Source organism: Niallia endozanthoxylica, from assembly GCF_008710145.1.
Taxonomy (GTDB): Bacteria; Bacillota; Bacilli; order Bacillales; family Cytobacillaceae; genus Bacillus_BD; species Bacillus_BD endozanthoxylica.
In genome coordinates this window covers 21361-48315 of the sequence record NZ_VYKL01000003.1, presented here as the reverse complement: position 1 = coordinate 48315, position 26955 = coordinate 21361, and the positions used below count along the sequence as shown (strand labels likewise).

Sequence of the window (26955 nt, the reverse complement as noted above, 5' to 3'; positions counted from 1 at the left end):
AATATTTAAAAAATTAAAGAGATTATATCTCTATTCCTAATCTTTGCATCGTTAGACTGTTTTTGTTAATACCTTTGAAGAGTTTAATAATCTTGGAAAATCTGTATCTAGTTGCAGGATTTTTTCGATATCTAAGCCGGTATGAATGTTTTGTTTTTCTAATAATTGAACCACCTTACTTGCTTGAATATTACCTGGTGAACCTGGCGCATATGGACAACCGCCCAATCCCGCCTGCGCGACATCAAATAGACGAACGCCCGCTTGTATTCCAGCCATTACATTGGCTAGGCCATAGCCATATGTATCATGCAGATGTAGGCTTAAAGGAACATCAGGAAACTTTTCTAGGATTCGACTGCTATATTCATAGATTTGTCTAGGTGTTGCTTTCCCAATCGTATCTCCTAGTCCTAATTCAGTCACACCGCTGTTTACAAGAACCTCAGCCACTTTTTCCACTTCTTCGTATGGAACCACCCCAGAAAATGGACAAACAAAGGCCGTTGAGATTGCACCGACTGTTTTTCTGTCTTGCTTATTTGTTATCTCAATTAATTCTGTTACCTCTTCCAGTGATTCTTCTGTGCTCTTATTAACGTTTGCTTGATTATGCGCGGTGCTGGCAGAAAGGAAAAGAACCGCACGATGGAAATTCGATTGTAGGAAACGATTCAATCCACGTTTATTTGGAACAAGTGCTTCATATTCTACACCCGGAACAACCGGCAGTCGCTGCCCTAATTCATCTGCATCCTGCATAGTTGGGACCCACTTGGGGTGGACAAAGGAAGTAACTTCAATACGTTTGAATCCAGCAGCAATGATATCTTTTACCTTTTCGACTTTTTGATCCGTTTCAACAAACACGGATTCGTTTTGTAAACCATCTCTTAGTGTTACATCGCGGATTGTTATCTGTTCAGGAAATATCATAGGTTTCACTCCATTTTTAGATATTTTGTCTATAGTAATTCTAAAGAAGTCTCTGGATTCTTATTAGCATACTTAGAGAGATAGAATTGATAATCACGTTCAATATGTGTCTTCATCAATTGCTCTGCTGCCTTTGCATCCTGCGCAATAATCGCATCTCCAATAGCTTGGTGTTCATCTGATCCTTCTTCAAGTCGCTTTGGAATATTTAGCACAGCATTTCGATAAAAAGTAAGGTGGGAAATTAATTGTTTCATCATTTTGTCCAAGTAAGGGTTTCCACTTAATTTAACAATCAGGAGGTGAAAATTTGTACTTAAGGATCTTAACTGATCAACCTCTTGTTTTCTCACAGCTTGTTCCATTTCAACCATTAAGTTAGACAATTGCTCTTTTTGAACAGGTAGGATACGTATCGCTGCATAATAAGCAGCAGTGGATTCTAAACTTAATCGACATTCGTAAAGATATTTAAAGTCTGAAAAAGTTGGACGGTATACCCTGACGCCCCCTCTGGGACTGACTGATACTAATCCATCACTATCCAATCTGCGAATAGCTTCACGGATTGGACTTCTGCTGATTCCTGTTTCCTTAGCAATACTTTCTTCGACAATCCGTTCCCCAGGCAAGATCTCACCATTTACAATTTTGTTGTGTAAATATTCGTAAACTTGACTTTGAAGGGTTTTCGATTGGTCCATTTTCAAGCTCAATATTCTTCATCTCCCATTCGAATTAACAGAATTTTCAGTTTTTGTATACAGAAAAATAGTTTAAAAATATCTGCGACAATGGAATGATTCAAAATGTCAAATTATCACTACTTCTGTATTGTTAATTTTCTAAATATTAAAACACATTTTTTGGATTTTCAAGTAGTTTCACAAAAATAATTATTTTTATGTGATGCAGGAAGGATTCTTAAAGTCATTAGAATGCCTAAAAAAAACAGAACCGACAAGTTGTCGGCATACCTTTTTTAAAATTTATTATGTAGAGTACAAAATCCATATTCATCCATTTCCATTTCACAATAATCATTTCTTGATAAATAGACAGAATAGGTTTTTTTACCGACCATTGGATGGTCGATCATTCTTACAGCAGCGGAAAACTTTTGAATGTAATAGGGGATCTCTTTCCGGGATTGGTCAACCTCGTTAATCAAAAACGTACGAAGGTTCAACATTTCTTTATTTGGAAAAGTTTTATAAAAGAGTTCTAGTGGTTTTTGCTTTTGAAAATTATCATCGGAGGAAAAGTAAATAATAAACGGTTCATCCGTGTCATTAAAACCGGCCAAAATATAAACCGTATCATATCTTTGCTGCGGATAGTGATGCTTAAAGTAATCTAATGCCGAACAAAATAGCTTTTGTCCTTGCTTAATGATCTCCGCTAGTGAGTTGGCAGAATCTTGAGCAAATGTTTGTAAATTTCCTACACACCTATCAACAATGTTTTTGACACCTGCATAAGCTAAAATCAATTTTGGACTTAAAACAATGATTTTCTTTACATCATCGGCATATCCTTGTGTTCCTCTAATCGTAACTCTTTTGTCAGCTAAAATTAAAACTCCATCCTCAAACTTTTTCCCGATTATAGCCGTCATACAGGCCTCCTGCACAAAATGTTCTTGTAAAGAAGTGGATAAAAAAGCCCTTCTAAAGCCATTTTACCATTCAGAAGGACTTTATTAAAATATTAGCAAATGATTTTGAAAGGATACCCTATTCATGCCTAATCTAAGAAAATGAATGCAACAATGGGAACAAATCTACCTCTTTCTTGCGAGATTACAAAAATAGTCATGCCCTCACTCCATTCATTATACACAGCTCTTTCTTAATTCATTCAAGTAATTTTGAATCTCCCCAAGTAACTCTTCTGGACTATCAGCCGTTATATTTTCCCCATTCACAACGGCAAAAGGTTCAATCAGGCATTGCCCGCAATAAAGCAGGCAGCGTTCTTCCCATACCGTTACATCTTCACATTCTACCAATTTCTCTTTTACCATTTCCATTTCATCCTCAAAGTTACAAGGACAGAATTTAACCTCTACTCCCATAAATGATCACTCCTCTTTTTTATGGATGTATGTTAACTGATTTTTCGGAAAGATAGCAATAACATGCTTAACTGCATTAACACTTTTATCAGTTAAAGGATAACAGCTATAAATCAAAACCGCGGTAAAAGATGGGTTTGTTTGATAAAAATTTTTGTATTATGATTTGTCATATCAAACGATTTAGAAAATTTAATCTATTCAAAAAAGGGAGTGTTCATAATGACTGAAAAGGTCACTACTGCTATCAAAACAAAAAAACAAGAAATTTTTCCTGTGAAAAATATTCACCATATTGAGCTCTACACCGGAAACGCCAAACAAGCAGCGTTCTATTATGCTAAAGCATTTGGATTCAAATTAGTTGCCTATAAAGGTCTTGAAACAGGATCTCGTGATCGAGTTTCCTATGTACTTGAACAAGGAGCGATTCGCTTAGTACTGACAGGTTCTCTTTCAGATAATACGGAAATTGCTGAATTCGTGAAAAAGCACGGGGAAGGCGCTAAAGATATATCCATGCTTGTGAAGGAACTGGATAAAACATACTATGAAGCCATTGAACGTGGAGGAATTGCCATCAAGGAGCCTTGGATTGAAGAGGATGAGAATGGAAAAGTGAAAAAAGCCATTATTGGGACATATGGCGACACGATTCATACCATTATTGAATCAATCGATTATAAAGGTCCGTTTTTACCAGGGTTTGAAGCGTATGAAGATCCTTATCAATCATCTTCAACTGGCTTAGTCGGTGTAGACCATGTCGTTGGAAACGTAGAAGACATGGAAGAGTGGACCAATTATTATGAGAAAGTCTTTGGATTCAGCGTGTTGAAGCACTTTGATGATGATGATATTTCAACAGAGTACTCTGCCCTTATGTCAAAGGTTATGACAAACGGAACGGGCCGGATTAAATTCCCTATTAACGAACCGGCTGAAGGGAAGCGTAAATCACAAATTGAAGAATATCTTGATTTCTATAAAGGAGCAGGCGTTCAGCATATTGCTCTTCTAACAAATGACATTATTAGTACAATAGCTAAGTTAAAGGAAAATGGCGTTGAATTCTTAACAACACCTGATACGTATTATGAAGAACTTGCAAGTCGTGTGGGTGAAATTGATGAAGATGTGAAGAAAATTCAAGATTTAAATATATTGGTCGATCGTGATGATGAAGGGTACTTACTGCAAATCTTCACAAAACCGCTTGTAGACCGTCCAACCCTGTTCATCGAAATTATTCAACGTAAAGGCGCCCTTGGTTTCGGAGATGGTAACTTCAAAGCATTATTTGAATCCATTGAACGCGAACAGGAACGTCGTGGAAATATTTAATTTTTTAAAGGAAATTCGCTGGTGCGAATTTGATTTTTCTAAGAGAGTGTCTCATCAGGCACTCTCTATATAAAAGGAGCGTTGATCTTCATGTTAACAAAGGTAAAAGCAAAGTGGAGAGAAAATGCTGTTAGTCACTTTATGACTGAATTGATTGATTATGCGGGACTCTTCCCTCCTGCATCTCTATCTCTTCCTGAAGCGATTCGTAACTATTCCTCCTATATATCAGGTTCTGATTCCTGGATGCTGGGACCTTTTGTGATTCCAGCTGTCCAATTGAATGAACTAGAAGAATATAAATCTTTATTTAATACGCAATACCCTTTACGGTTATCGGTTATTTTAACTGAATCTAAGGAACTGGCAACAGAACTGAAGCGCATCGAACACTTTTTACATACGTATCAAGATGAGGGCTCTGTCGAATCAATTGAAATCAAGCTATCTCAGGATGTCAAACCCTCTTTCTTAGAAAAGTTGGCAAAGGATACTAGTGATTTTCCTGTTTATTGTGAAGTATCCGGCACAAATGAACAAATCCTATCCCTATTAGATACGATTGAAAGAGTGAATGACAGATCGCTAAAACAGATCGGAGTCAAAATGCGGATGGGCGGGATTCATGCAGATTTGTTTCCATCGGTAGAAAAAGCAGCCTTTGTGATCCATGAGTGTCAGAAACGAGGCTTATTTATCAAATTCACAGCCGGTCTCCATCATCCAATTCGTCAATATCGTGATGAAGTGAAAACCAAGATGCATGGATTTGTAAATGTTTTCACGGCTGCTCTGTTTGCTTATAACGATTGTATTGATGCCAAAATGATTGAAAATATTCTGCTCGATGAAGACCCATCACATTTTTCTTTTACACCTGCAGGTCTAAGCTGGGGAAATAAGACCGTTTCTTCAGAAGATATTAATAAAGCACGCAGCCTTTTTGCCCATTCCTACGGAAGCTGTAGTTTTGATGAACCAAGAGAGGAACTTGGCAATCTATCTATTTTTTATGAGGAGGTAACAGAATGAAATATTCATTTATAGAGACAAAACAAGATTCAGATTTTCCGATTCAAAACCTACCATACGGGATTGTTCAACCTAGCGACCTATCTCCTCGTGTCGGTACAGCCATCGGGGATTATGTCCTTGACCTGTCTATCATCGACGAGGCCGGCTTGTTAAATGGGACAGGCGCAGAAGGAAAAAATATATTCAGTGCATCGTCACTGAATCCTTTTATGGCACTTGGCCTCCCCGTTTGGAAAGCGGTTCGAGAAAAGCTTCAATATTTGCTGGATCAAGAGACAGCAGATTTAAGAGATAACGAGGAACTTCGCGCGAAAGCATTTTATCCTCAAAGTAAAGTTCGAATGCTGTTACCGGTTCAAATCGGCGATTACACCGATTTTTATGCATCGAAAGAACACGCAACAAATGTGGGGACGATGTTTCGCGGCAAGGATAATGCCCTTATGCCGAACTGGAAGCATGTTCCGATTGGCTATCATGGCCGTGCCAGCTCCATTGTTCTAAGCGGGACCGATGTTCGCCGTCCATTAGGACAGACTAAACCAGCCCATGCGGAAGCTCCTGTTTTTGGGCCAACTGCTCAGCTTGATTTTGAATTAGAGATGGGATGGTTTATCGGCCCGGGGAATCAACTTGGACAACCAATTTCAGTTGATCAAGCGGAAGACCAAGTATTCGGTATGGTGCTTGTTAATGATTGGAGTGCTCGTGATATTCAGTCATGGGAATACCAACCGCTTGGTCCTTTCCTAGCGAAAAACTTCGCTACCTCTATTTCACCATGGGTCGTTCCATTTGAAGCACTAGAGCCGTTCCGTCAGGCCGGACCTGTTCAAGACCCAGAGCCTCTTGCCTATTTAAAGCAAAAGAAAAATGGGGCTTTTAATATTAATCTAGAAGTCTATTTGAAACCAGAAAATGATTCTGAGGAAACGCAAATTACGAAAACCAATTTTAACTATATGTACTGGTCCGTCGCTCAGCAGGTGGCCCATCATACCATTACCGGCTGCAATCTTCGCCCTGGTGATATGCATGCATCTGGTACAATCAGCGGTCTCGAGAGAAGTGAAAGAGGAAGCATGCTGGAACTTACTTGGAGAGGTGCAGAGCCACTTGAACTGAAAAATGGAGACAAGCGAACTTGGATCGAAGACGGCGATGAGTTAATTATTCGAGGATATTGCCAAGGTGACGGCTACCGAATCGGCTTTGGCGAAGTCAGAGGAACTGTATTGCCCGCCCTTTCAGAGGCAGATATTTTAGGTGTTGAAAAAGCAATCAACTAATTCTGCCGCACTCGAGGGGATTTTCGAAAAACTACTAGAAAGAATGAGGTGTACAAAATGCCGCACTATATCAAAATGGGAAAGATTCCACATAAACGTCATACGCAATTTCGTAAAGAGGATGGGAGTCTTTATTATGAACAGTTAATGGGGACAAAAGGTTTTTCCGGTATTCAATCACTGATCTATCATGTGAATCAGCCTACCCAAGTAAGAAAGGCAGAAAAAATTTGTGATGTTCAATATGAATATGAAGAAAAAGGAGCACTGCAGCACCGTCATTTCCTAACAAAGGATATTCAGGCAGGCGGGGATTTTCTTCAAGCACGCCGTATTTACTTAGCCAATGATGATGTAGCAGTTGGGATCTCACGCCCTAATAAACAAATGGAGTATTACTACCGAAACGGCGAAGGCGACGAAATGCTGTTTGTTCATGAAGGCAGAGGGAAAATTGAAAGCATTTTCGGTGAGTTAAGCTTCGGACCTGGAGATTATCTCGTCATTCCAATTGGGACAACCTATCGTGTGGTACTAGAATCAGAGGAAGCTCGTATTCTAGTCTTAGAATCCAATTCAGCGATTGTTCCACCTAAACGCTATCGAAATGAATTTGGACAATATCTTGAAAACTCACCATTTTGCGAGCGTGACATTCGAACACCAGAAAGATTAGAAACAAAGGATGAAAAGGGTGAATATGAGGTACGAGTACGGGCGCAAGGAATGATTACTTCCTATACGTATGATTTCCATCCGCTTGATGCAGTTGGCTGGGATGGCTACCTTTATCCATATGCCTTTAGTATTCACGATTTCGAGCCAATCACTGGACGTGTTCATCAGCCGCCTCCAGTACATCAAACGTTTGAAGGCTACAATTATGTCATTTGTTCCTTTGTACCAAGGTTGTATGACTATCACCCAGAAGCCATTCCAGCACCATATGTACACAGTAACGTAGAAAGTGATGAAGTCCTTTATTATGCAGATGGGGACTTTATGAGCCGCCGCGGCATTGAAGAAGGTTCCATCACTCTTCATCCAAGCGGCCTGCCACATGGCCCTCATCCGGGCAAAATTGAAGAAAGCATCGGGAAGAAGGAAACACGTGAGCTTGCGGTTATGATCGATACCTTCCGTCCTCTTCGTGTGGTAAAAGAGGCACAGAAAATAGAAGATACTAGTTATATGAGCAGCTGGATGCCTTCTTAATATCTAGTTAGATGTACAAATTGAAGTTGAATTTCTTTTTTATCTTATAAAAGCGAGGCTGGAATCTATGAAACAAACGTATACCTCTTTTATTGATGCTGTAAAAGATATTCATGATGGAGCAACCGTCATGGTTGGCGGTTTTGGGCTATGTGGAATACCTGAAAATTTAATTTTAGCTCTTAGTGAGACGGGTGTAAAAGACCTGACTGTTATTTCCAATAACTGCGGTGTGGATGATTGGGGATTAGGCATCTTACTAAAGAATAAACAAATTAAGAAAATGATTAGTTCTTATGTGGGTGAGAATAAAGAGTTTGAAAGACAATATTTATCAGGGGAAATTGAAGTCGAGCTAATTCCCCAAGGTACATTAGCAGAAAAAATGCGGGCAGGCGGTGCTGGCATCCCTGCTTTCTATACTCCGGCTGGTGTCGGTACCCCTATCGCAGAGGGAAAAGAAGTACGCACATTTGGCGGGAAGGAATATATTCTCGAAACCGCTTTAACAGCAGACTTTAGCTTAGTCAGTGCGGTAAAAGCAGATACAATGGGAAATCTCGTTTATAACAAAACGGCACAAAATTTTAATCCTGATGCCGCTGCGGCTGGTGCGATTACGATTGCAGAGGTTGAGGAAATCGGCCCAATCGACCCTGCCCACGTTCATACTCCGGGTATTTATGTCCAGCGATTAGTTGTTGGACATAAAGAAAAACGAATTGAAAAGCGTACCGTACAAAGGGTGGTGTGAGAATATGGGGACACAAATCGTAGAACAGAACGTTAGAGAAAAGATTGCCAAAAGAGCAGAACAAGAAATCCAATCAGGGAATTATGTTAATCTTGGGATTGGCATGCCTACACTGATTGCCAATTACATTAGCGATGATAAACAAGTCGTCCTCCAATCTGAGAACGGATTGCTTGGGATTGGCCCTTATCCAAGTGAAACTGATGTGGATCCCGATTTAATTAATGCTGGAAAAGAAACGATTACAGTGATTAACGGCGCCTCCTATTTTTCCAGTGCCAATTCGTTTGCGATGATTCGCGGCGGTCATATCGATGTAGCGATATTAGGCGGAATGGAAGTTTCTGAGAAGGGTGATTTAGCCAATTGGATGATTCCTGGGAAAATGGTGAAAGGAATGGGCGGAGCGATGGACCTTGTCCACGGAGCTAAAAAGACCATCGTTATTATGGAACATACAAATAAAAAAGGTCAGACAAAGATATTAAAAAGCTGCACCCTGCCTCTTACCGGAAAAGGAGTCGTGAATCGGATTATCACAGACCGTGCAGTTATGGATGTGACGGAAGCCGGTTTAAAGCTGGTTGAAGTAGCCAAAGGTTATACAGTAGAGGATATTCAAGCGGTTACGGAGCCCCTATTAATTATTGAAGAAAATGTAAGATTAGAAGCATTTTAAAGAGTATTAGATTTTACTATAGAGAATCCACTAGAAAGGAAAGTTATTCTTCTCAAAGTGGATTCTTTCCTGTCTATTGTTTGCTTTAATCCCTCTTACTTTTGATGTGCTGCTATACGATCCAGCACTAATGAAAAGCCATCATTTCCATTGTCCAATTGCTGCTTTACTCTTGCAATCGTCGTCGAATTCGCATCCGTTTCAATCTGTATATCCATATAAGTTGCCCCTTCCCGCAGCATTTTAGCGACTACGAATCTTTGAACAAACGAATTCAGTTCCTTCACTGTGCACAAATCATCAAAAAACCTCATACACTCTTCCTTTGTTTGCAAGGAAAGGATAGCATGAAATAGCTGTTTTAGTTTATCTTCTGATACGTTTTCTCCATGCATCGTTTACCTCCAAATATATAGGGAATTGAAAAGTTTTCAAAAGTTATAATTAGAATGCAAATAGTCTCGAATTTTACATCAGATATTTTAAATTAGTTTTATTATACTGAATATTCTATGTAAATGAAATATGGGTTCAGTTCAGAATCATCCCGTGTTTTACCTTATTTATATAGGAAAGTTAATGTTTCTATATTTTACTAAATTTGTATTAAAACTAGTATCTGTCACCACACAAAAAAACGGTTGAATTCCTTAGGAGAGTTGTCCAGTTCATTTTTCCTCTTCTAGAATTAAATATTAATAGAAAGGAGGTGCTAAAATGGCCAAAAGAATAACCACTGGACCTTTTCATGTCCCTTTGTTTCCTGATGGAGGTGCAGCCATATTTGGCAGAATCACTAATGGTCTAAACATCGTTCTAAAAAATCATTCGGATGAACGCCGAACAGTCAAAGTAAGTGTCGATCAATGCGCTTCAGTAATTTTCCCCGCAAAAAGCATCGAAGGCCCCCCTGCATTACCAGAAACCACAGTGATACTTGAACCAAACGAATGTACTATCGTACCCGCAGTTATTACTGCCAATACCATTTTGCGTGTAAATATAAAAGGCGAAGTTGATTTAGATGCCGAGAAAATGGAAGTAAGCGTCATTGGAGGAAACACTAACGCTGGTTTTGTTGAATTTCCTAGTGCGGTCTTGTTCTTCCGTCTGGATGATTTTGTAGAAGATGATACTGATGACGATCATTAATTCTTGATGGATTAGCAGGCATCGTTAAGTTAGACGGTCACGAGGACAGGTCACCATTTCCCGCTGTAAAATAAACAAGGAAAGCTCTGTGAGAATGTAGATTCTCCACAGAACTTTCCTTGTTTATTTTATATTTTATTTGAAATATCTTAATGTATCTCATTTCTATTATCTTTTAACTGGATCACTGTACTGTCCCTTTGTTCAGCCCCATCTATAGGGATTTCTTTATCAATAACCAATCGAACGGTCCTGACAAGATCATTATATCCAGTAATATTTTTATTATATAATTTTTAATGCACTCTAAGCGATTAAAGAAGCAAGGATTCAATTCACATCAGTGAATATTTTTAACATCTAATATTTCAGTTGATCTTTATTTATTCCTTTCAATGGTTGAAGTGAGGTACGTGTCGGCTCTTCTGATAAAAACGGTTTTAATCTTACTATATTGATCAGGGAGTGAATGACAACGGATGACCCCGCTTTCTTCCATATGAATGACAGCTTGAAACATGGGGACGGTCTTGCGTTTCAAAAACTTCAGGATAAATTTCCCTCTAATAATATCGCCGATAAGCTCCATTCTATAAAGGGTAAATAAAATTTTGGAGGTAATTTTATGGCGCAGAATTTAAGAGATATCATGACATCAAATGTTCTTACAGTTAACGAAACACAGACTGTACAGGAAGCTGCAGCATTAATGAGCGAGTATAATATCGGAGCTATCCCCGTAATCAATAACGGCGGACAAATGGTTGGCATTGTGACGGATCGTGATATTACCCTCCGTACGACAGCACAAGGAGAAGATGCAAACACACCAGTATCGCAAGTCATGACTGCACAGCAAATCGTAAAAGGTACACCTGATATGGATGTTCATGAAGCAGCAAATTTGATGGCAGAACAGCAAATTCGCCGATTGCCTGTAGTTGAAAACGGACAAATAGTTGGAATGGTTGCTTTAGGTGATTTAGCCGTCCAAGATATATATGCTAACGAGGCAGAACAGGCATTACAAAGTATTTCGACTCCTTCAGCTCCTCAACAATAGCAAGGAGCTGCTTTAGAAACGCGGGGAACGTTCGATTCTCGCGTTTCTATCTATTATCAATTTCTAACTGCATATCAAAACGAAACGCGAGAACCGCCCCGCCATTTCTCCTATTTATTCATTTCAATGGTCTCAATGAATTTTTCAATGGTTGAAGTTAAGTACGTATCGGCTCTTCTAATAAAAACAGTTTTAATCTTGCTATATTGATCAGGGAGTGAATGACAACGGATGACCCCGCTTTCTTCCATATGAATGACGGCTGACCTTGGAACAAATGTAATGCCAAGCCCCATTGCAACACTGCGCAGGATCGTTTCTAATGTACCGAATTCCATAATTTTTTGCGGTTTAATATTTTGGTCTTTATACCAGGCTTTCAAGCGTGCTCTGTACCCGCAGCCTTTGCTAAAGCATAAAATAGGCTGCTCCTTTAACTCCTCTAATGTGGAGAGGCTCCTATCAGAAATTAAGACAAGCTCCTCTTGAAACACCTCATGCGATACAAGATCGGAGTGAAAGTCGGATGCTGTCACGAAAGCTCCGTCCAGCTTATGATTTAATACGTCATCCTCAAGTGTTTCAGTTACGCCGGTATAGAGTGATAAATCAACATTCTTATATTTCTTAATAAAGGTGGACAAGATTTTGGGTAAATGAATGACCGTTTCAACGGTTCCAATTTCCAGTTTTCCAGACGGTTCCTCTTTATTTTGAACAGCTTTTTTCATTTCGTCTGTTAGCAATAATATTTTTTTACTATAAGATAATAGTTTTTTTCCTTCCGGTGTCAAACTCATCCCACGACGATTTCGGTTAAACAAAGGCGTATTCAGTTCCGTTTCGAGTTTCTGAATTCTCGATGTAATGTTCGATTGCACGTAGCTTAACGCTTTTGCCGCTTCTGTTATCGTTCCTTTTTCCGCTACTATCTGAAAAATCTCTAGGTCCTTAAACTCCATAGTTTTTCCACCTTTTTATATTTTCGCACTTATCACTATATTATCAATAAAAATGATGATAATCATCATTTTTGTTCATTTTACAAGATGTCAAAAAAGTTAGAAGATAAATATGTCAAATTTACGAAGGAGGTAGAAAAAGGTTGAGAAATAGTGTATGGATAGGAGCTATTTTATGTTTTATTGCTGCAGTGTCATGGGGCGCAATGTTTCCTGTAGCACATGCAGCTTTCAAATATATTGATCCCTTCTATTTTACAATTATTCGTTATGGATCAGTTACAATTATTTTAGCAGCGATTCTTTTATGGAAAGAAGGAAAACAGGCTTTTCGATTGGAAGGAAAAGGCCTTCACCTATGGTTCTTCGGTACAATGGCGTTTACCGTCTATAATCTATTTATCTTCTGGGGAGAAGATTTATTAGGTGAGCCAGGGGTAATGGTAGCTTCTATTATGGAGTCACTCATGCCGATGATTTCCATCGTGATTGTCTGGATGATGTTCAAAAAACGCCCCCATTTCTTCACATTATTATGTGTGCTATTGTCATTTATCGGGGCTGTATTAGTCATTACAAAAGGGAATCTGAAAGCATTTCTTGGTGCGACAGACCATGTTATCCCTTCTCTACTTATTTTAGTTGCAGTCATCGGATGGGTTATTTACACAATGGGCGGCAGTGAATTTAGCAGTTGGTCCGCATTGCGTTATTCAACATTAAGCTGTTTACTTGGAACCGTTACGGCTGCTGTGATTGTAGCGGGGGCGACTCTGTTTGGATATATATCCGTTCCATCAGAAAGTGAAATCAAAGCCGTAACCCCTCATTTATTGTTTATGATTATCTTTCCTGGCGTCATTGCCTTGCTTGGCTGGAATATCGGTGTGAGTATCTTGTCACCATTAAATGGGCTGTTGTTTATTAACTTTGTTCCCGTAACCACACTTTCTATTTCCCTATTCCAAGGAAATCCTGTCACAATGTTCGACCTTCTAGGAACTAGTTTTATCATCGTTGCCCTTTTATCTAATAATATTTTTGTCAGGATGTTACAAAAGAAAGAAACCAAGCAGCCTGCTCCGACAAAACTGCGTGAAAGTATATCCTAATTATATTCATGCATCTTTTTCTACATTTGAAATGGTTTAGGAACCATTTTCCATGAAAGGCTCTAATCAAGCAAATGGATAATGACGAATCATTAGGTGGGCCTGAATGGATTAAATCAAATAGTTTTAATGATAAAGATAAGAAAAAATGAATGCCGAAAAAAGAAGATTCTCCTCTCTTTTCGGCATTCATTTTTATTTCATATATAAAATGAACACTATTAGAATATATCCCGTTCACTCTGTCATAATCTTAAATTTCCTTCTCCTCAGATAAAGCTGCAGAGCTATTCCAAATAAAATCTCTCACTTCTTCAATGGTTAATCCAATATGTTTCGCCTCTTGAATTAATTGAGTCCATTCTTCTTTTGCTTTTATTTCATCTGCCAAATCGCTTCACCCTTTTCATTACTTGCAAGTTCATATTGTTAAATATATATAGCAAGCATGAATTTTCACATTTTTTAATCTTTTGACATGTACTAATAAAATCTTAAATACTATTAAAATTTCTTATAAATTGGCTATGTTAATAAATAATGTTGATAAGTCAGATTTTTGACTCATCCGTGAGAAATGTCCATTTCTCACGCCTTTCAGCTGTGCTGAAAGGTTGCTGTATGGTTAGGAAGTGATAGGAGAAAATTCATTTTCTCCTATCACTTCCTAACCATACAGCTTTAGATGAGTCAAAAATCAACAATGTTAATAAACAAAGCTTATAGATTGATTCATCACACTACACCTATCCATACTATTTTTGTTCATTCCGCTTATGGTCCTAGGATCATAAGCTTATCGTAAAATCGAACCCATCCAAACACAATGAAGAGCAAAAACAGAAGTATAGAAAACTGCTGCCAAAACGGTTATCCACATAAGCCAACGTGATTGCGGAACCTTTTTTAAGAAGATAAACAAATAAAGTGAAAGTGAAAGTGCAGCCTTCAACAGAATAAATAGCAGCGGATTAAACTCATATAATTGCCTCATCAACGGATTTAACTCGGAAATAAATGAATGCTTCAATCCCCAGAAAGTAACGAATCCATCTAATATATTTAATATGGATAGATAATGGAATAAGAGGTTCGCCGAAATGCACCTCCTTTAACATACTATGCTGTATGTTTGTATACCGAACGATTAAGGAAAACGGCAAGAACAATAAAAGGAAGTTCTTTGAAAACTGTGAATGACGCCGCGTTTTAGGTACTCAAGGAATATTCGTTGTTCATCATCAATTCTTTTAAATATCTAATTAACTCATCTCTTAGGTCCTCGTTCTGAAGGGAATACTCAATGGTCGTTTTCACAAATCCTATTTTTTCTCCCACATCATATCTTTTCCCTTCAAAATCATAAGCAAATACCTGTTGGATTCTGTTCAATTTTTGAATCGCGTCGGTTAATTGAATCTCTCCTCCCGCTCCAATCTCCTGTTGGTCTAAAATCGTAAAAATTTCAGGTGTGAGAATATAGCGTCCCATAATAGCAAGATTAGACGGGGCTTTTCCTATAGCGGGCTTTTCAACTAGGTTCTGTACCTGATATCGTCTTCCCACATTAAAAGAGGGGTCAATGATTCCGTAGCGATGCGTTTCGTTAGTTGGCACCGATTGTACACCGATAACCGCAGAATTTGTTTCTTCATAGATATCCATGAGTTGTCTCAAACAAGGCGTTTTACTTTGAACAATATCATCACCTAGGAGGACTGCAAATGGTTCATTGCCAATAAAGTTTCGTGCACACCAAACCGCATGTCCTAGCCCTTTAGGTGTCTTCTGCCGAATATAATGTATATTAGCAAGATTGGAAGAATAACGAACCTTATTAAGTAAGTCTGTTTTCCCTTTTTCTAATAGATTTTTCTCCAGTTCTGGGGCACAATCGAAGTGATCTTCAATAGACCGCTTGCCTTTTCCTGTTACAATAATAATCTCTTCTATTCCAGATGCAACGGCTTCCTCAACGATATATTGGATTGTCGGCTTATCTACTATAGGCAGCATTTCTTTTGGCTGTGCTTTTGTCGCTGGCAAGAATCTTGTTCCGAATCCAGCTGCAGGAATAATCGCTTTTTTAATTTTCATAGATATCTACCTCATAGTCAGAATGGTGATTGTTTCATAGCTTCTATAGAATTACGCTTTATGACTGGATCTTAATGTCCAAATTTGGTAAAGCATGACTAAGGAAGTGAAAATGGTTAAATAGGTTAATATCGTCCACCCTGTTTGTAAATATGGCTTGACAGCCGTTTGTACAGTTTCGCTCGTTAAGAACGCTCTTTGATCGATGCAGAAATAAACTAACAGTCCAACTAAAAGGGTACTCACAATGATTCCTTCCTTCAGTTTACTTTTTGTTTTACCGCTTTCTGCGTTGTACTGAATAGCCCACCCGTCTTTTTTATTAGCTGAAAATTTTCCTAGCCAAACATTTGCAAAGGTAATTAAGTTTACCCATAGATAGATTTCAGGACTAATCAATAAAGCCGCTAACACTACATCAATCGTTCTATGCATGGGAGTCTTTATCGCCAGGATGGTATTTAAAACAGACGCTAAGACAATAGGTGTTACCCAAATCCAAGACCAAAAAAATTGATCGGTTGCCAAAGCTACGATTAATAAAGTGACAAATAATAGGCGAATGGTCAGATCAGTAAATGATTTAAATTGGGAACGCCAAATTTTCCATTTGTGTTTTGATTTAACGCCAATATCACTATTGGTTAGTAATTCAACCGTTCCTGACTGCCATTTATTTCGTTGCTGTCGAAAGGTATGATAGGATTTCATAGCATCAACAAAACAACGGGCAGTCGGACTAATAAGTGTCTTCCATTTTTTTTGCATTTGCCATGTTAAAAGCATGTCCTCTACATCACTTTCATCTTGCCAAGGTCCATCTAACTTGTTTTCATCTACAATATCCTGTAATGCCTCCGGCCGAAATAAGGTTGCTTGTCCACCTAGCACATAGGTACTGCCGCCTCTGTACTGCAAATCTAACAGCCAGCTCGCCATATCCTGTTTTTGTTGATGTGTCCACCATCTGGCAACGGGCCCGCCATATTCTCCGGTTGCCAGTTTTTCTTCATAACGAACATCATCTTTAGAAATAAAACTTTTCTTTTTAGGCATCCTCATCGTGTACTTAGCCATAACCCCGCCAATATTCCGAGAGCTCATAAGACCTTCCCACAATTGGCACAAGGCATCTGGTGCAAGGCGGCTGTCAGCATCCATTCCAAGGATGGCTTTAACTGAATGCTTATAGTACTCTTGATATTTAGTTAGCTTTTTATCATATAAGTCTAATGGATCTCCATAGATACTTTTCCACGCTGAATTCAATGCCCCAACCTTTCGTTGTCTATTATTCTGTGTTTTAAGCACCTTTAATCTAAGGTTAAATTCTTCACCAGCCTCTAATGCTACTTCTTCTGTACGATCCGTACAATTATCTGCAATGACAATTACATCCAGTTCAACATCCTGAGGTATAGTTTGATCACCTAATCCAGCTAAACAGTCACGAATGGATTTCTCCTCATTATGTGCTGGTATAAATACAACAATTCTTGGCCTCATAAACGTGTTTCTAACACCGGTAATAAACGGTTCTGGTGATTCGTTAAAATCACTGGAAAGCCGAACTACGTTCTCCATTTTTCACCCTCCAATAATACTAGAAGTTTAGTCCGCCTTATAGGGCTTAGATAGTTTATTCCTTGTTCTTTATGTTTATATAATCTATGAAAATAGCACCTGTTTGTTCGTTTTATCGAACTATTAAATCGATTATACTTCAAAAGTATTAAATATTAAAATCTAAAAATTAGGAAATAAACCTCAATAAAGAACATTTTTTGGCTATTATCTCTTCAAAACTCCTATTTACTTAATTTTTCAAGTTTTATAAAGAACTTATTGTTCTGTATAATGAACAAATTGATAAGAGTTTTAATGAAATAAATGAAAGGAGCAGGGATATGATAGGAAAAAAGATTCAACAGATTAGGGAGGAAAAGGGATTATCTATCTCTGAGCTAGCAAAAAAGGCCAATGTTTCAAAGTCTTATTTAAGTGAGATTGAAAGAGGCTTACAAACCAATCCATCACTGCAGTTTTTAAATAAGATTTCATTATCACTAGATATACATCTTGAAACCCTATTAAACCACACTAGTTATGAAAACAAATTTGCTAAAGATTTAAATCATGAATGGTTATTACTAATCTCACAGGCAATTGAAGATGGGTTGGAAAAAAAGGATTTTCAAAGATACGCTGAATATCAAAGCTTTTTAAAAAAACAGGATAAGTTGGATTCTCATTGATGACAGCAGTAATGGCAGCAGCGTGCCTGAGAAGTAAAATCTGCAAATAAGCACAATAAATAACCCGTAAACAAGAAGCACGATGTTTACGGGTTATATATGGAAAAAGACATGTGTCTCTGCTTCTTTATCTAAAAATACAGTTACTTCTCTTTGAGTTCATTCGAAAGGTGAACAAGCCATCTCCAACTATCTCCACACATCTCTTCCATTCCTCTTTCAGCAGCCCACCCTAGTTCTAACTTGGCTTTTGTTGGGTCCACGCACCTAACTCCATTATCACCTGGATATTCACTTATGATTTTATATGGGATCTTTCTCCCTGATACCTTTTCGAAAGTTGTAACCAGTTCTAAATCACAATACCCTCTGCCCGTACCCAGATTATAAACCTGTAGACTCTTACTCCTTAATGCCCCTTTAAGTGCCTTTACGTGGCCTGTTGCCACATCAACTACATGAATATAATCATTCGCCATTACTCCATCAACACCAAGACTAATGGACAATTCAGATGTCTTTCCAACTTCTGCTTGAAAAATGTCAGACAAAAGTTTATTTGATAGGTTGTACAACTCCTGACCAATGCTGATACTTTTATGCACTCCAATAGCTTGAAAATAACGTAAAAAAACAAAGCTCCACTCTCGGTCAGACTCGTACATATCACGTAAAATTTCTTCAATCATTTGCTTTGTCTGACCATATGGACTCGTTGCTCCCAGCAAACGCTCTTCATCTATCGGCACTTTCTCCGATAACCCGTAAACGGCTGCTGATGAGCTAAATACTAAGGTCTTCACCTGATGGCTCTCCATTACTTCACAGAGAATAAGCGTACTAATTAGATTCTGATGATAGTACCAAAGGGATTTTTCGGGAAACTTTTCCTTTAATCCAGCTAAATGAATGACCGCCTTTACTTCATTTTCTTCAAAAATAGTATTTAATGCCTCTTTATCAAGTAAATCTGCCTTATAGAAGGTGAAGTTTCTTCCTGTAATCTCACGAATACAATCCAGCACTTCCAGCTTACTGTTAGAAAAGTTATCTGCCACAATGATTTCATAACCTGCATTCAAAAGTTCCACACAAGTATGTGATCCAATATACCCTGCTCCACCCGTTACTAATATAGCCATCATTTTTTCTCCACTTTTATCAATCATTTATTGCATTCTACAAATTATTATTCAGTTCCTATCTTACTTTCAGAAAGACGGATAGATGAAGATGATTCTCAATTCCATCTTTAAATGTTCTTTAATAAGAACTATAATGTTCATTATACACTATTTACTTCTATAAGGAATACTAATCAGACTCTTTGACCTATAAAAAATACAACACTTTCCAACAATTTTCCACAAAAACATCTCCTTTATTTTTTAGTGATAAAATCCTGATATTTCTTTACCTTTTCTTCTTTAGGAGGACGGAAAATAATGGAAACCCCACTTTATAGCGGGGATTGTGATGCATTTGTACAACAAGAAAAAGACTTTCTAAAAAAGTCAGCAAGCACCACAATCAGTGGATACTAGACGCCTTTTAGAAAGCCTCCAAAATAAATAATCTCTTAATTAAAGTACTTATTACCTATGATACAGCCCCAATCTGTCAATCCGAAAAAGCTTCCTTCATCACCTCATACGACTTCTTCAACCTCTCATGATAAACCGGCTCATCCCAATTCTCCCACGTATACGACATCCAAGCAGATTGGGAAGGCACTCGCTGCACCATCTCTTTCTCTTTGTTCGTTACGATAACCGCAGCAGATATGGAATCAATCTTCTCTGAGCTGCCGAGAGCTTCATTAGACCAAATATTCCCCATAATTTCCTTATGACTTGGGTCCTTCACATTTAATAGAAGCCATGGCAGCCGAAGCTCTAATAGGCCATCCTTCATATAAAAATCAGCAAGAGAATTGAAATCTGTAGATTCCGGATTACCATTTCCATATGTCAGCTTCCCTGTTTCATACGCTGAAAACGGTACAGTCATCACAGGACCTTCCTCCCTATTGATGGTTAACTCCTTATTCAACGTTAAGCGAATCGGATGGTATACACCATTATTTGGAGTGCTAGCATAGGATTCCGTTTGAATCATCTGAAGCATCTGCCCATAGGCGTAATAGAAAGTATCATAATAACTATCAATTAACACTCTGGAATGTTCCTTTCCATTCAGCTCAACTAGAAAATCAATGCCTTCTTCCTTTGCCGAAGGAACCTCTGGAATCGTTGATTGCCCTTGGTTTGGGATGGTATTTAACAAAATCGATGCTTGTAAATCATCCTTCCACTGTTCCTGATCATAATCAATGCGCAAAAATAGACCTTTGGCATCACTTGACATATAGACCTTCTTAACCGGGCCTTTTTCATTGGTTATTATCGATTTCTCTCCCCTTGCCTTCCAATCGGCAGGGTCCCCGTCTACCAATAATTGTGTGTCCTTCGTATCCGGCTCAAAGCTAAGCAGACCAAAATGCTGCTCATTTGTTTGTATATTATCCCAGAACGGCCTGCGATCTGGATTGTCGTAATCCATGGTATTCCACGTTCGTTTAAACCACTCATCCTGCCAAGAAAAGACCAGTCCGCCTGCCATTTTTTCCTCAACAATATCTTCAAAAAGGCTTTTTACTAAATTCCCTTGCTCCTGTTCTGAGTGATTTCCTTGATCAAAGCCATACACATTTTCATGGGTTAGGCCTCTTGATGCCGGAATGCCAAATTCCGCTACCAAGAGCGGCATATTATGATGCTCTTTCATATCATGTAAATAGCCAGCATAATTGTTTTTCTTCCCGCGATGATCCACATACTCGACATACTCTTCCTCAAAGTTTAGGAAGTCTGGATAATAAGGGTAGATATGATAGGAGGCAAAAAGCCCTGGATAAAAGGAGTCCTTCGCTTTTATCACATTTGGATTAACTGAAACAAGATCCTCTTCTAGATTTGGTTCAGCCGGATGACTAAGCAAGTCCGTTGTGACCCAGTTGGTAAAGCTTAACGGATGCTGCCAGCCGTAGTTCTCCGCTTCATATACAGCCGTAAAATCCATTACTTCCGCCAGCCACGCTTCAAATGGTGTCGCTTCTTCTGTCATGATATAGGTTCCATTAAAGCTTGTTCGGTCCGCATTTTTTTCATTTGTCCCGACAACCCCTTCAGGATCCCACTCAACCCCAAGAATCCAGCCTAATACATATGGAGACAAGTCATGTGCATAGGTTCCGCTGGCATGTCCGGCTCTTTCCTCAATTTCGGCATTTCCATGAATCAGATCAACCGTACGCTGAATTTCCTTTTTGAAATCACCCATTACCGCTGGATCAAAGGCATTCTTCTTATCTAAAAAGATTTCTTCATTGACCCAGACCCCCTGGAACAAGTATAGCGGGTTCTTCCGATTACGATTATGCTCATATAATGCCTGGTAAAAGGCAGGCGGGTGAATCGTATACACTCGAAGGGCGTTCGCATTCATAGCACTAATCTGCTCGAACCAGCGGGCATACTCCGACTTACTAATCTTCGTTTCCCCTGGAAAGGAGCCGGGCTTTGCAATCCCCATGTTCACACCTTTAATGAGGAGATCCCCCCATGCCCCGTTTTTATAGACCTGCAGATAGTCATCTCCCGATTTCCCTATAACCTTCATATCGTTTACTGTTTGAATACCTGGGACAAGTGCTTCGTCACTGCTGGAGACTTCTTTCTTTTTAGTTAAAATCTCCTTCATCATCGGCGCATAAGCTTCCCAATAGAAGGTATCCGTTCTTCCCTTCCCACCAAAGGAAAACAGCTGTTGCCACCATGTGATGCCGCTCATCCTATAGAAATTCGGTGTTTTTTCCTGGTCTGCAAAGTCACCGGCAAAATAGTAGCTGTCATAGAGTTTTGCTTGATGATGAACGACGGCTGGAAAAGTTAATGGAATCCTACTGCTCTTAAGCTTTTCTTCCCCTTTATTGGATAATGACAATTCAAATTGGGCTTGAACCTCCTCTCCATCATACGGTTCAATAATGTCAAACCAATAGTTATACGAAATGCTTTCGTTCAGTTCATATTCGCTCCTGCCCTTTTCTGTTAGTGTAAATTGAACAGGTTCATCAGAAATTTCCTTCTCCGTTAACACAATCACCTTGTCTTCCTCACTTACAAACACAAGGCCATTTCCTTTAAATCGATACTCTTCACCATACTGCTTTTCATAGTTTTGCTTAAGCCAGATTGGCACCTCATCATTACTCAAATCATGAAAATAACGGCCCATCCACCCTGTCCACTTGACATGCAGAAAATCGTAAAAGCCTTCTCTCACAGTCGGTTCCGTTGGAGACCCAAATGTATTAAACTCAGCGATGAGTGTTTGATTATGTTTGATAAGAGAGTCGCCTATCCGATTCACCTCATCAGTTGTTAACCCTCCATACAGCAGTTCCGAACGGTTTCCCTCCTGATTTTCTCCGTCATATTCATCTTTATATACTCCATAGCTATCCGCTACATATAAAACATCATATGGTGATAAATCCTCTGGCAGCTCCCTGACCGTAAACTCCGGCGGCTGATCAGCCGGAACAAACCCGACGTAATCTTGTTTTGAATCATACGCTTCATTCCCACTTTTTCTAAGCTTCAAGTGATTCAAGAGCCACACGAGCCCTTTATGTTCACGATACGACTCATCTGGAACCGTCTTGTCCATAATCAACATATTCAACTCTTGGGAAGGCTTCAATTGCCATATCCAAAATGGGGAAGTGAATAGTAAGAAAAGCAAGGCAATCCCCACTGGAATCATTCTTTTTTTCCTAATCATTTGAAACACCTTTTCGTACCATTTCTCCCCATCCTTTTTTGCCAAAAATCGCTTCAATCATCCCTTCAACACGCCAAATCACCGTGAGTGGGCGGTACCAAAGGGTCTCTGTCAAAGACATCAAAAATAATGTTGTAAAGTGCTTCACCTTCGGATACTTCTCCATGCTCCATTCTTCCAAGAGCACCGCTGCCATTGAATAAACGGAGCCGTAGATCAAGGAAAGCAGGAAAAATAATAGGGCATACTGAATCTGAATGCTTCCTGTAAAAATGGAAACAATCAATAAAATATAACCAATCAGCTCAACCAGCGGACCTAAAAATTCAATAAAAAAGAAATAAGGCATAGAAAATAACCCGATTGAGCCATACTTGGGATTAAACATGACCTTTTTATGCTTCCATAAGCTTTCAAATAAGCCTCGATGCCACCGCTTGCGCTGACGCCTCAAATACTTTATGGAATCAGGAGCCTCTGTCCAGCACACAGGGTCCGGCACATAGGTAATTTTTTTGTTCACCTTTTGTTCCTTCACATACCGATGCAGCCGAACGACAAGCTCCATATCCTCTCCAACCGTATGGGTATAGCCCCCTGCTTCCACCACCCACTTTTTCGAAAACACGCCGAACGCGCCTGAAACAATGAGCAGCAAATTATTGCTGCTTAATCCGACACGCCCTGTTAGAAAGGCCCGCAAATACTCAATGACCTGCATCAGCACAATCGGATTATTCGACAAGCCCACACTTTTCAGTTCGCCGTTTTGAATATCACAGCCATTGGCAATCCTCACACTCCCGCCGGAAGCAATCACCTCATCGTCCGATTCAATAATCGGCTTCAGCACCTTTAAGAAAGCATGCCGTTCAATAATTGAATCCCCGTCCAATGAACAAAAATAAGGATATCTGGAGCAATTAATCCCCGCATTTAAGGCATCTGCTTTCCCGCCATTCTCCTTATCGAGCACCACTAAATGGGGGTGAATAGCAGATTGATAGACTCCTTTAATCCTCTTCGATTCCAATTGTTTTCGATATACACGATTGATTTTTTTCAGCTGAAATTTGTCCATCAGCTTTTCAAGCGTATCATCTGTCGAGCCATCATTAATGATGATAATCTCGTATTCCGGATATTCAATAGACAGCAAGGACCGGATGCTTCCATAGATTCCGACCGATTCATTATAGGCAGGGACAAGAATGGACACCGGCTTTGTATATTCGGACTGCAGCAGCTCCTCATACGGCTCGTACTCATCAAGCTGATAAATTTTTCTAATTTGCGAGAGGGAAAGAATAAGCATTCCGCCGTACACAAGGATCATCATGATCATATACAGGAAAATAATCCAACTTCCAACGATTAAAATATCCGGCCAATTAATAGGAATAACCGACTCCCTCCTTCTCAAGCCACTCAACAGCCATATCCTTTGCAAATACATCTTTTGACTCTTCTATTACCTTTTGTAAAATCGCTTCGCCTTCCTTAAACCGTAGGATGGCTTTTGCTGCTTCAGCCCGCACCACATATTCAGGGTCAGATAAAAGAGCAATCAACGTTGATTGATACCCTTCGATTCGCTGCATTCCAGATACCTTTGCCGCCATCATCCGCAGCTGCCAATTATCCGATTCGAAAAATCTATGGATGGCTTCCGCATCAATCGGAATGCCTGAATTCGCATAAGCTTTTAACGAACGAATTCTTAATTCTGTCTCGTCCTCTAGCACTAATCTTTGCAATAAAGAATGATGCCCGGTAAGCTGCCGCTTGCCAATCATGTCTACTACTATGTATTGCATTCTTTTTGACAAATCATCAAAGCTTGCAATTAACTCATCAAGCTTTTCTTCCTCCATGACCGAAAGAATCGATACTAATGAAAACTCAGATAGACTCTCGTCCGTTTTTTTCAGATAGTCAACGATTTTTGGATCATCGAACTTGGCCAGCAGCTTTAATATTTGTGCCTTTTCCGACAGGCTAGTCCCTCGTTTTTGATAAAGCTCATGTAAGAAAGGAACGAAATGAACCATATAGAAATCTTCTATTGAAAATAGGGCATTCATTCGAAGACTCCAGCGTTTTTGTTTTAACTCTTTTATTAGAAAATCCGTGATATGCTCCTTTGCAAAAAGATGAATTCTTTCTTCCACATCACTGCCTACGATTACATTGGAATAATCACTAAGTAATTCAATTAGAGCGATGACCTTCTCTTCTTCAAGGTCTGACTCCATTAAACTTGATTGGCCTGATTGCAAATAATGAAATACAGCCAAGCGATAGTCTTCCTTGAATGTATCGATTCTTTGCCTCATTTGATTTTTTAAATATTTCTTAACGGTTAAATAGAAAAAAAGGCTGATTAAGATAAAAAGCAGGACAAGAAACAGTATAAAAAGCAAAGCCAAATTCATTTCAATCATTCTATTTCATCCTTTTAATTAAATGCCCAATCCGGGTTTCGAGCTCCAAGGGCTTGAACGGCTTTGTCATATAATCATCTGCTCCAAGGAGAAGTGCCCGCGATATATCTTGATCACTTTTCCTTGAGGTAAGCATCATGATGGTAAATCTCTCTTGAAAGCTCAACTCTCTAAGCTTCTGCAGAACTTCTATTCCGTCCATACGGGGCATCATCCCATCTAAAATAATCAAATATGGCTCCGCACTTTCCCCATACCAGTTTGACTCAAAAAATTCCATGCCGTCTTTGAAGGTTTGAATGTCCAATATAATGTCATCTGTCAGTTTAGATTTGCGAATGATATCTGTCAGCATCGTTCGAATAATGGGATCATCATCAACAATCCCGACATGAATATGCTTTTGATGGTAGATGATATTGTTGACTGGAACAATTTTCACCATGTTCCTGCCTTCCTGCTTTGCTTCATATAAGGCTTGACCGACAATTTCGATATTCCGCTTCAAATCTAGCTCATCCTCTTGAATTTCGTGTACACCGGCAGAAAAGGTACACTGAAAGGTTTGATCTGGACGAACATCCGCAAACTTTTCCTGTGAAAAGGAAAGACGAATTCTATCCAATACCTGTTTAGCATCCTTAGCCTGCGCTCCCGGAAGCAGGAGGAGAAATTCATCACTGCCATAACGAATGATAATATCGCTCTGTCTTAACGTATTCTTAACCATTCTAGCAAAATTGACTAATACATGATCCCCTGCCATATGGCCATGCTTTTCATTCACTTGTTTGAAGCAATCTAAATCAATTAAGGCCATACTAAACACTACTTTTCTTCTTTTAAACTGACTGACCATCCTTTCAAATGACGGCTGCAAATATTTTCGATTGTATACTCTTGTTAATTCATCAAGCAGCATCACATCATCAATGGCCTGTTTTCTCTCTAATTGCCGGTTGACTCTCACAATAAACTCATCCATTTCACATGGAACTGGAATATAGTCATCTGCACCAAGCCGGTAACTTTTCACCCTTGTTTCCTTTGATGGGTCACGAGTAATAATGATGGTCGGTACAAATTGTTGCCTCATGCCTTCTTTAAGCGCTACTAGCACATCAAGCCCATTGTTATCTTGAATATGGGTAGCAATCATGACACAATCAGGTCTTAAATCATAATAAGAATGGAGAGCTCGATCCGAATCAGCCGCAGCCATAACCACCCAGCCAATTTCTCCTAGCACATCCTTTAGAAACATGATAAAACTCGAATCATCATCTATTAATAAAATCAGCTTTTTATCGTACAAACCTTCCTTTTGTTCAATAACTTCATTCAACTCTGGATATTCTTCATAATAAAAGATAGAAATTAAAGGGTTTAACAATTCTTGTATGCTTTCCTTTGTCCATTCCTTTTCGTCATTTTCATTCATTTGACTCATAAGCGATTGTGCCATGTCACACGCACGGTCTAACCCAATCACCGCAGCTGTCTGTGAAATGGAGTGAAGAAATTGAACTAATTCATTTTGTCTAATAGATTCTTGATATAACCACGTTTCCAACTTCTTCCGTACGGATCTTATCAACTCTTGTTTGTAATTATTCATAGACCTTCTCCTGCTTTGAAACGCGGGGACGGTTCTGCGTTTCATCTATCTTTTTTCGATGACAGGGCGCGCACC

25 protein-coding genes are annotated in these 26955 nt (G+C 39.1%); 10 read left to right on the top strand and 15 right to left on the bottom strand.

Annotation, left to right across the window (positions count from 1 at the left end; all coding sequences use genetic code 11):
• Positions 1-51: 51 nt before the first annotated feature.
• From F4V44_RS00420 to F4V44_RS00405, 4 genes are all read right to left on the bottom strand, one after another.
• Positions 52-936, bottom strand: a complete 885-nt coding sequence (locus tag F4V44_RS00420) for a hydroxymethylglutaryl-CoA lyase (RefSeq protein WP_150438010.1) — start codon at positions 934-936, stop codon at positions 52-54.
• 29 nt (positions 937-965) lie between these two features.
• The gene (locus F4V44_RS00415; protein WP_150438009.1) at positions 966-1652 is read right to left on the bottom strand and encodes a GntR family transcriptional regulator; all 687 of its coding nucleotides are present in this window, start codon (positions 1650-1652) and stop codon (positions 966-968) included.
• Positions 1653-1918: 266 nt separating this feature from the next.
• Complete coding sequence (locus F4V44_RS00410) at positions 1919-2554, bottom strand: Ntn hydrolase family protein (RefSeq protein WP_150438008.1); 636 nt, start codon at positions 2552-2554, stop codon at positions 1919-1921.
• 216 nt (positions 2555-2770) lie between these two features.
• Positions 2771-3013, bottom strand: a complete 243-nt coding sequence (locus tag F4V44_RS00405; protein WP_150438007.1) for a DUF1450 domain-containing protein — start codon at positions 3011-3013, stop codon at positions 2771-2773.
• 222 nt (positions 3014-3235) lie between these two features.
• On the opposite strand from F4V44_RS00405, the gene hppD reads away from it, so the two are divergent.
• The 6 genes from hppD (at position 3236) to F4V44_RS00375 (ending at position 9329) form a co-directional block, all read left to right on the top strand.
• Positions 3236-4357, top strand: coding sequence for a 4-hydroxyphenylpyruvate dioxygenase (hppD, locus tag F4V44_RS00400; protein ID WP_150438006.1), 1122 nt, complete (start codon positions 3236-3238; stop codon positions 4355-4357).
• 90 nt (positions 4358-4447) lie between these two features.
• Positions 4448-5389, top strand: a complete 942-nt coding sequence (locus F4V44_RS00395; protein ID WP_150438005.1) for a hypothetical protein — start codon at positions 4448-4450, stop codon at positions 5387-5389.
• Positions 5386-6681, top strand: coding sequence for a fumarylacetoacetase (gene fahA, locus F4V44_RS00390; protein WP_150438004.1), 1296 nt, complete (start codon positions 5386-5388; stop codon positions 6679-6681). The genes F4V44_RS00395 and fahA overlap by 4 nt, the downstream gene beginning before the upstream one ends.
• A gap of 57 nt (positions 6682-6738) precedes the next feature.
• The gene (locus F4V44_RS00385) at positions 6739-7896 is read left to right on the top strand and encodes a homogentisate 1,2-dioxygenase (RefSeq protein WP_150438003.1); all 1158 of its coding nucleotides are present in this window, start codon (positions 6739-6741) and stop codon (positions 7894-7896) included.
• A 67-nt stretch (positions 7897-7963) separates the two neighbouring features.
• Positions 7964-8650: a CoA transferase subunit A gene (locus F4V44_RS00380; RefSeq protein WP_150438002.1), complete on the top strand. Its 687-nt coding sequence runs from the start codon at positions 7964-7966 to the stop codon at positions 8648-8650.
• A gap of 4 nt (positions 8651-8654) precedes the next feature.
• On the top strand, positions 8655-9329 hold the full coding sequence (locus F4V44_RS00375) for a CoA transferase subunit B (protein ID WP_150438001.1): 675 nt from the start codon (positions 8655-8657) through the stop codon (positions 9327-9329).
• Between the two features lie 95 nt (positions 9330-9424).
• Here the strand turns inward: F4V44_RS00375 and F4V44_RS00370 are convergent, their stop codons facing one another.
• Positions 9425-9724 carry a YerC/YecD family TrpR-related protein gene (locus F4V44_RS00370; protein WP_150438000.1) on the bottom strand — a complete coding sequence of 100 codons (300 nt, stop codon included), beginning with the start codon at positions 9722-9724 and terminating at the stop codon, positions 9425-9427.
• A 322-nt stretch (positions 9725-10046) separates the two neighbouring features.
• On the opposite strand from F4V44_RS00370, the gene F4V44_RS00365 reads away from it, so the two are divergent.
• Together F4V44_RS00365 and F4V44_RS00355 are read left to right on the top strand one after the other, a co-directional pair.
• Positions 10047-10481 (top strand): hypothetical protein, encoded by a 435-nt coding sequence (locus F4V44_RS00365; protein ID WP_150437999.1) that lies wholly within the window; start codon positions 10047-10049, stop codon positions 10479-10481.
• A gap of 625 nt (positions 10482-11106) precedes the next feature.
• Positions 11107-11544, top strand: a complete 438-nt coding sequence (locus F4V44_RS00355; protein ID WP_150437998.1) for a CBS domain-containing protein — start codon at positions 11107-11109, stop codon at positions 11542-11544.
• Between the two features lie 110 nt (positions 11545-11654).
• On the opposite strand, the gene F4V44_RS00350 is transcribed toward F4V44_RS00355, so the two are convergent.
• On the bottom strand, positions 11655-12506 hold the full coding sequence (locus F4V44_RS00350) for a LysR family transcriptional regulator (protein ID WP_150437997.1): 852 nt from the start codon (positions 12504-12506) through the stop codon (positions 11655-11657).
• A 143-nt stretch (positions 12507-12649) separates the two neighbouring features.
• Between F4V44_RS00350 and F4V44_RS00345 the strand changes: the two genes are divergently transcribed.
• Entirely contained in the window at positions 12650-13618 is a 969-nt protein-coding gene (locus tag F4V44_RS00345; RefSeq protein WP_150437996.1) for a DMT family transporter, read from the top strand.
• A gap of 253 nt (positions 13619-13871) precedes the next feature.
• Here F4V44_RS00345 and F4V44_RS00340 read toward each other — a convergent pair whose 3' ends face one another.
• The 4 genes from F4V44_RS00340 to F4V44_RS00325 form a co-directional block, all read right to left on the bottom strand.
• The gene (locus F4V44_RS00340) at positions 13872-14009 is read right to left on the bottom strand and encodes an anti-repressor SinI family protein (protein WP_223881737.1); all 138 of its coding nucleotides are present in this window, start codon (positions 14007-14009) and stop codon (positions 13872-13874) included.
• Between the two features lie 405 nt (positions 14010-14414).
• On the bottom strand, positions 14415-14678 hold the full coding sequence (locus tag F4V44_RS00335) for a DUF5658 family protein (protein ID WP_223881739.1): 264 nt from the start codon (positions 14676-14678) through the stop codon (positions 14415-14417).
• Positions 14679-14827: 149 nt separating this feature from the next.
• Positions 14828-15715: a UTP--glucose-1-phosphate uridylyltransferase GalU gene (galU, locus tag F4V44_RS00330; protein WP_150437994.1), complete on the bottom strand. Its 888-nt coding sequence runs from the start codon at positions 15713-15715 to the stop codon at positions 14828-14830.
• A 51-nt stretch (positions 15716-15766) separates the two neighbouring features.
• Positions 15767-17221: a glycosyltransferase family 2 protein gene (locus F4V44_RS00325; protein WP_396897462.1), complete on the bottom strand. Its 1455-nt coding sequence runs from the start codon at positions 17219-17221 to the stop codon at positions 15767-15769.
• 401 nt (positions 17222-17622) lie between these two features.
• On the opposite strand from F4V44_RS00325, the gene F4V44_RS00320 reads away from it, so the two are divergent.
• Positions 17623-17970: a helix-turn-helix domain-containing protein gene (locus F4V44_RS00320; protein WP_150437992.1), complete on the top strand. Its 348-nt coding sequence runs from the start codon at positions 17623-17625 to the stop codon at positions 17968-17970.
• A 143-nt stretch (positions 17971-18113) separates the two neighbouring features.
• Here F4V44_RS00320 and galE read toward each other — a convergent pair whose 3' ends face one another.
• From galE to F4V44_RS00295, 5 genes are all read right to left on the bottom strand, one after another.
• Positions 18114-19112: a UDP-glucose 4-epimerase GalE gene (gene galE / locus F4V44_RS00315; RefSeq protein ID WP_150438029.1), complete on the bottom strand. Its 999-nt coding sequence runs from the start codon at positions 19110-19112 to the stop codon at positions 18114-18116.
• Positions 19113-19590: 478 nt separating this feature from the next.
• A complete protein-coding gene (locus tag F4V44_RS00310; RefSeq protein WP_150437991.1) occupies positions 19591-22818 on the bottom strand; it encodes a hypothetical protein in 3228 nt (1075 codons plus the stop codon).
• The gene (locus tag F4V44_RS00305; RefSeq protein WP_396897461.1) at positions 22811-24199 is read right to left on the bottom strand and encodes a glycosyltransferase; all 1389 of its coding nucleotides are present in this window, start codon (positions 24197-24199) and stop codon (positions 22811-22813) included. Before F4V44_RS00305 ends, F4V44_RS00310 begins: the two co-directional genes overlap by 8 nt.
• A 10-nt stretch (positions 24200-24209) precedes the next feature.
• Positions 24210-25262 (bottom strand): HEAT repeat domain-containing protein, encoded by a 1053-nt coding sequence (locus F4V44_RS00300; RefSeq protein ID WP_150437989.1) that lies wholly within the window; start codon positions 25260-25262, stop codon positions 24210-24212.
• 1 nt (position 25263) lies between these two features.
• Positions 25264-26880: a GGDEF domain-containing response regulator gene (locus F4V44_RS00295; protein ID WP_191090498.1), complete on the bottom strand. Its 1617-nt coding sequence runs from the start codon at positions 26878-26880 to the stop codon at positions 25264-25266.
• Between the last annotated feature and the right edge of the window lie 75 nt (positions 26881-26955).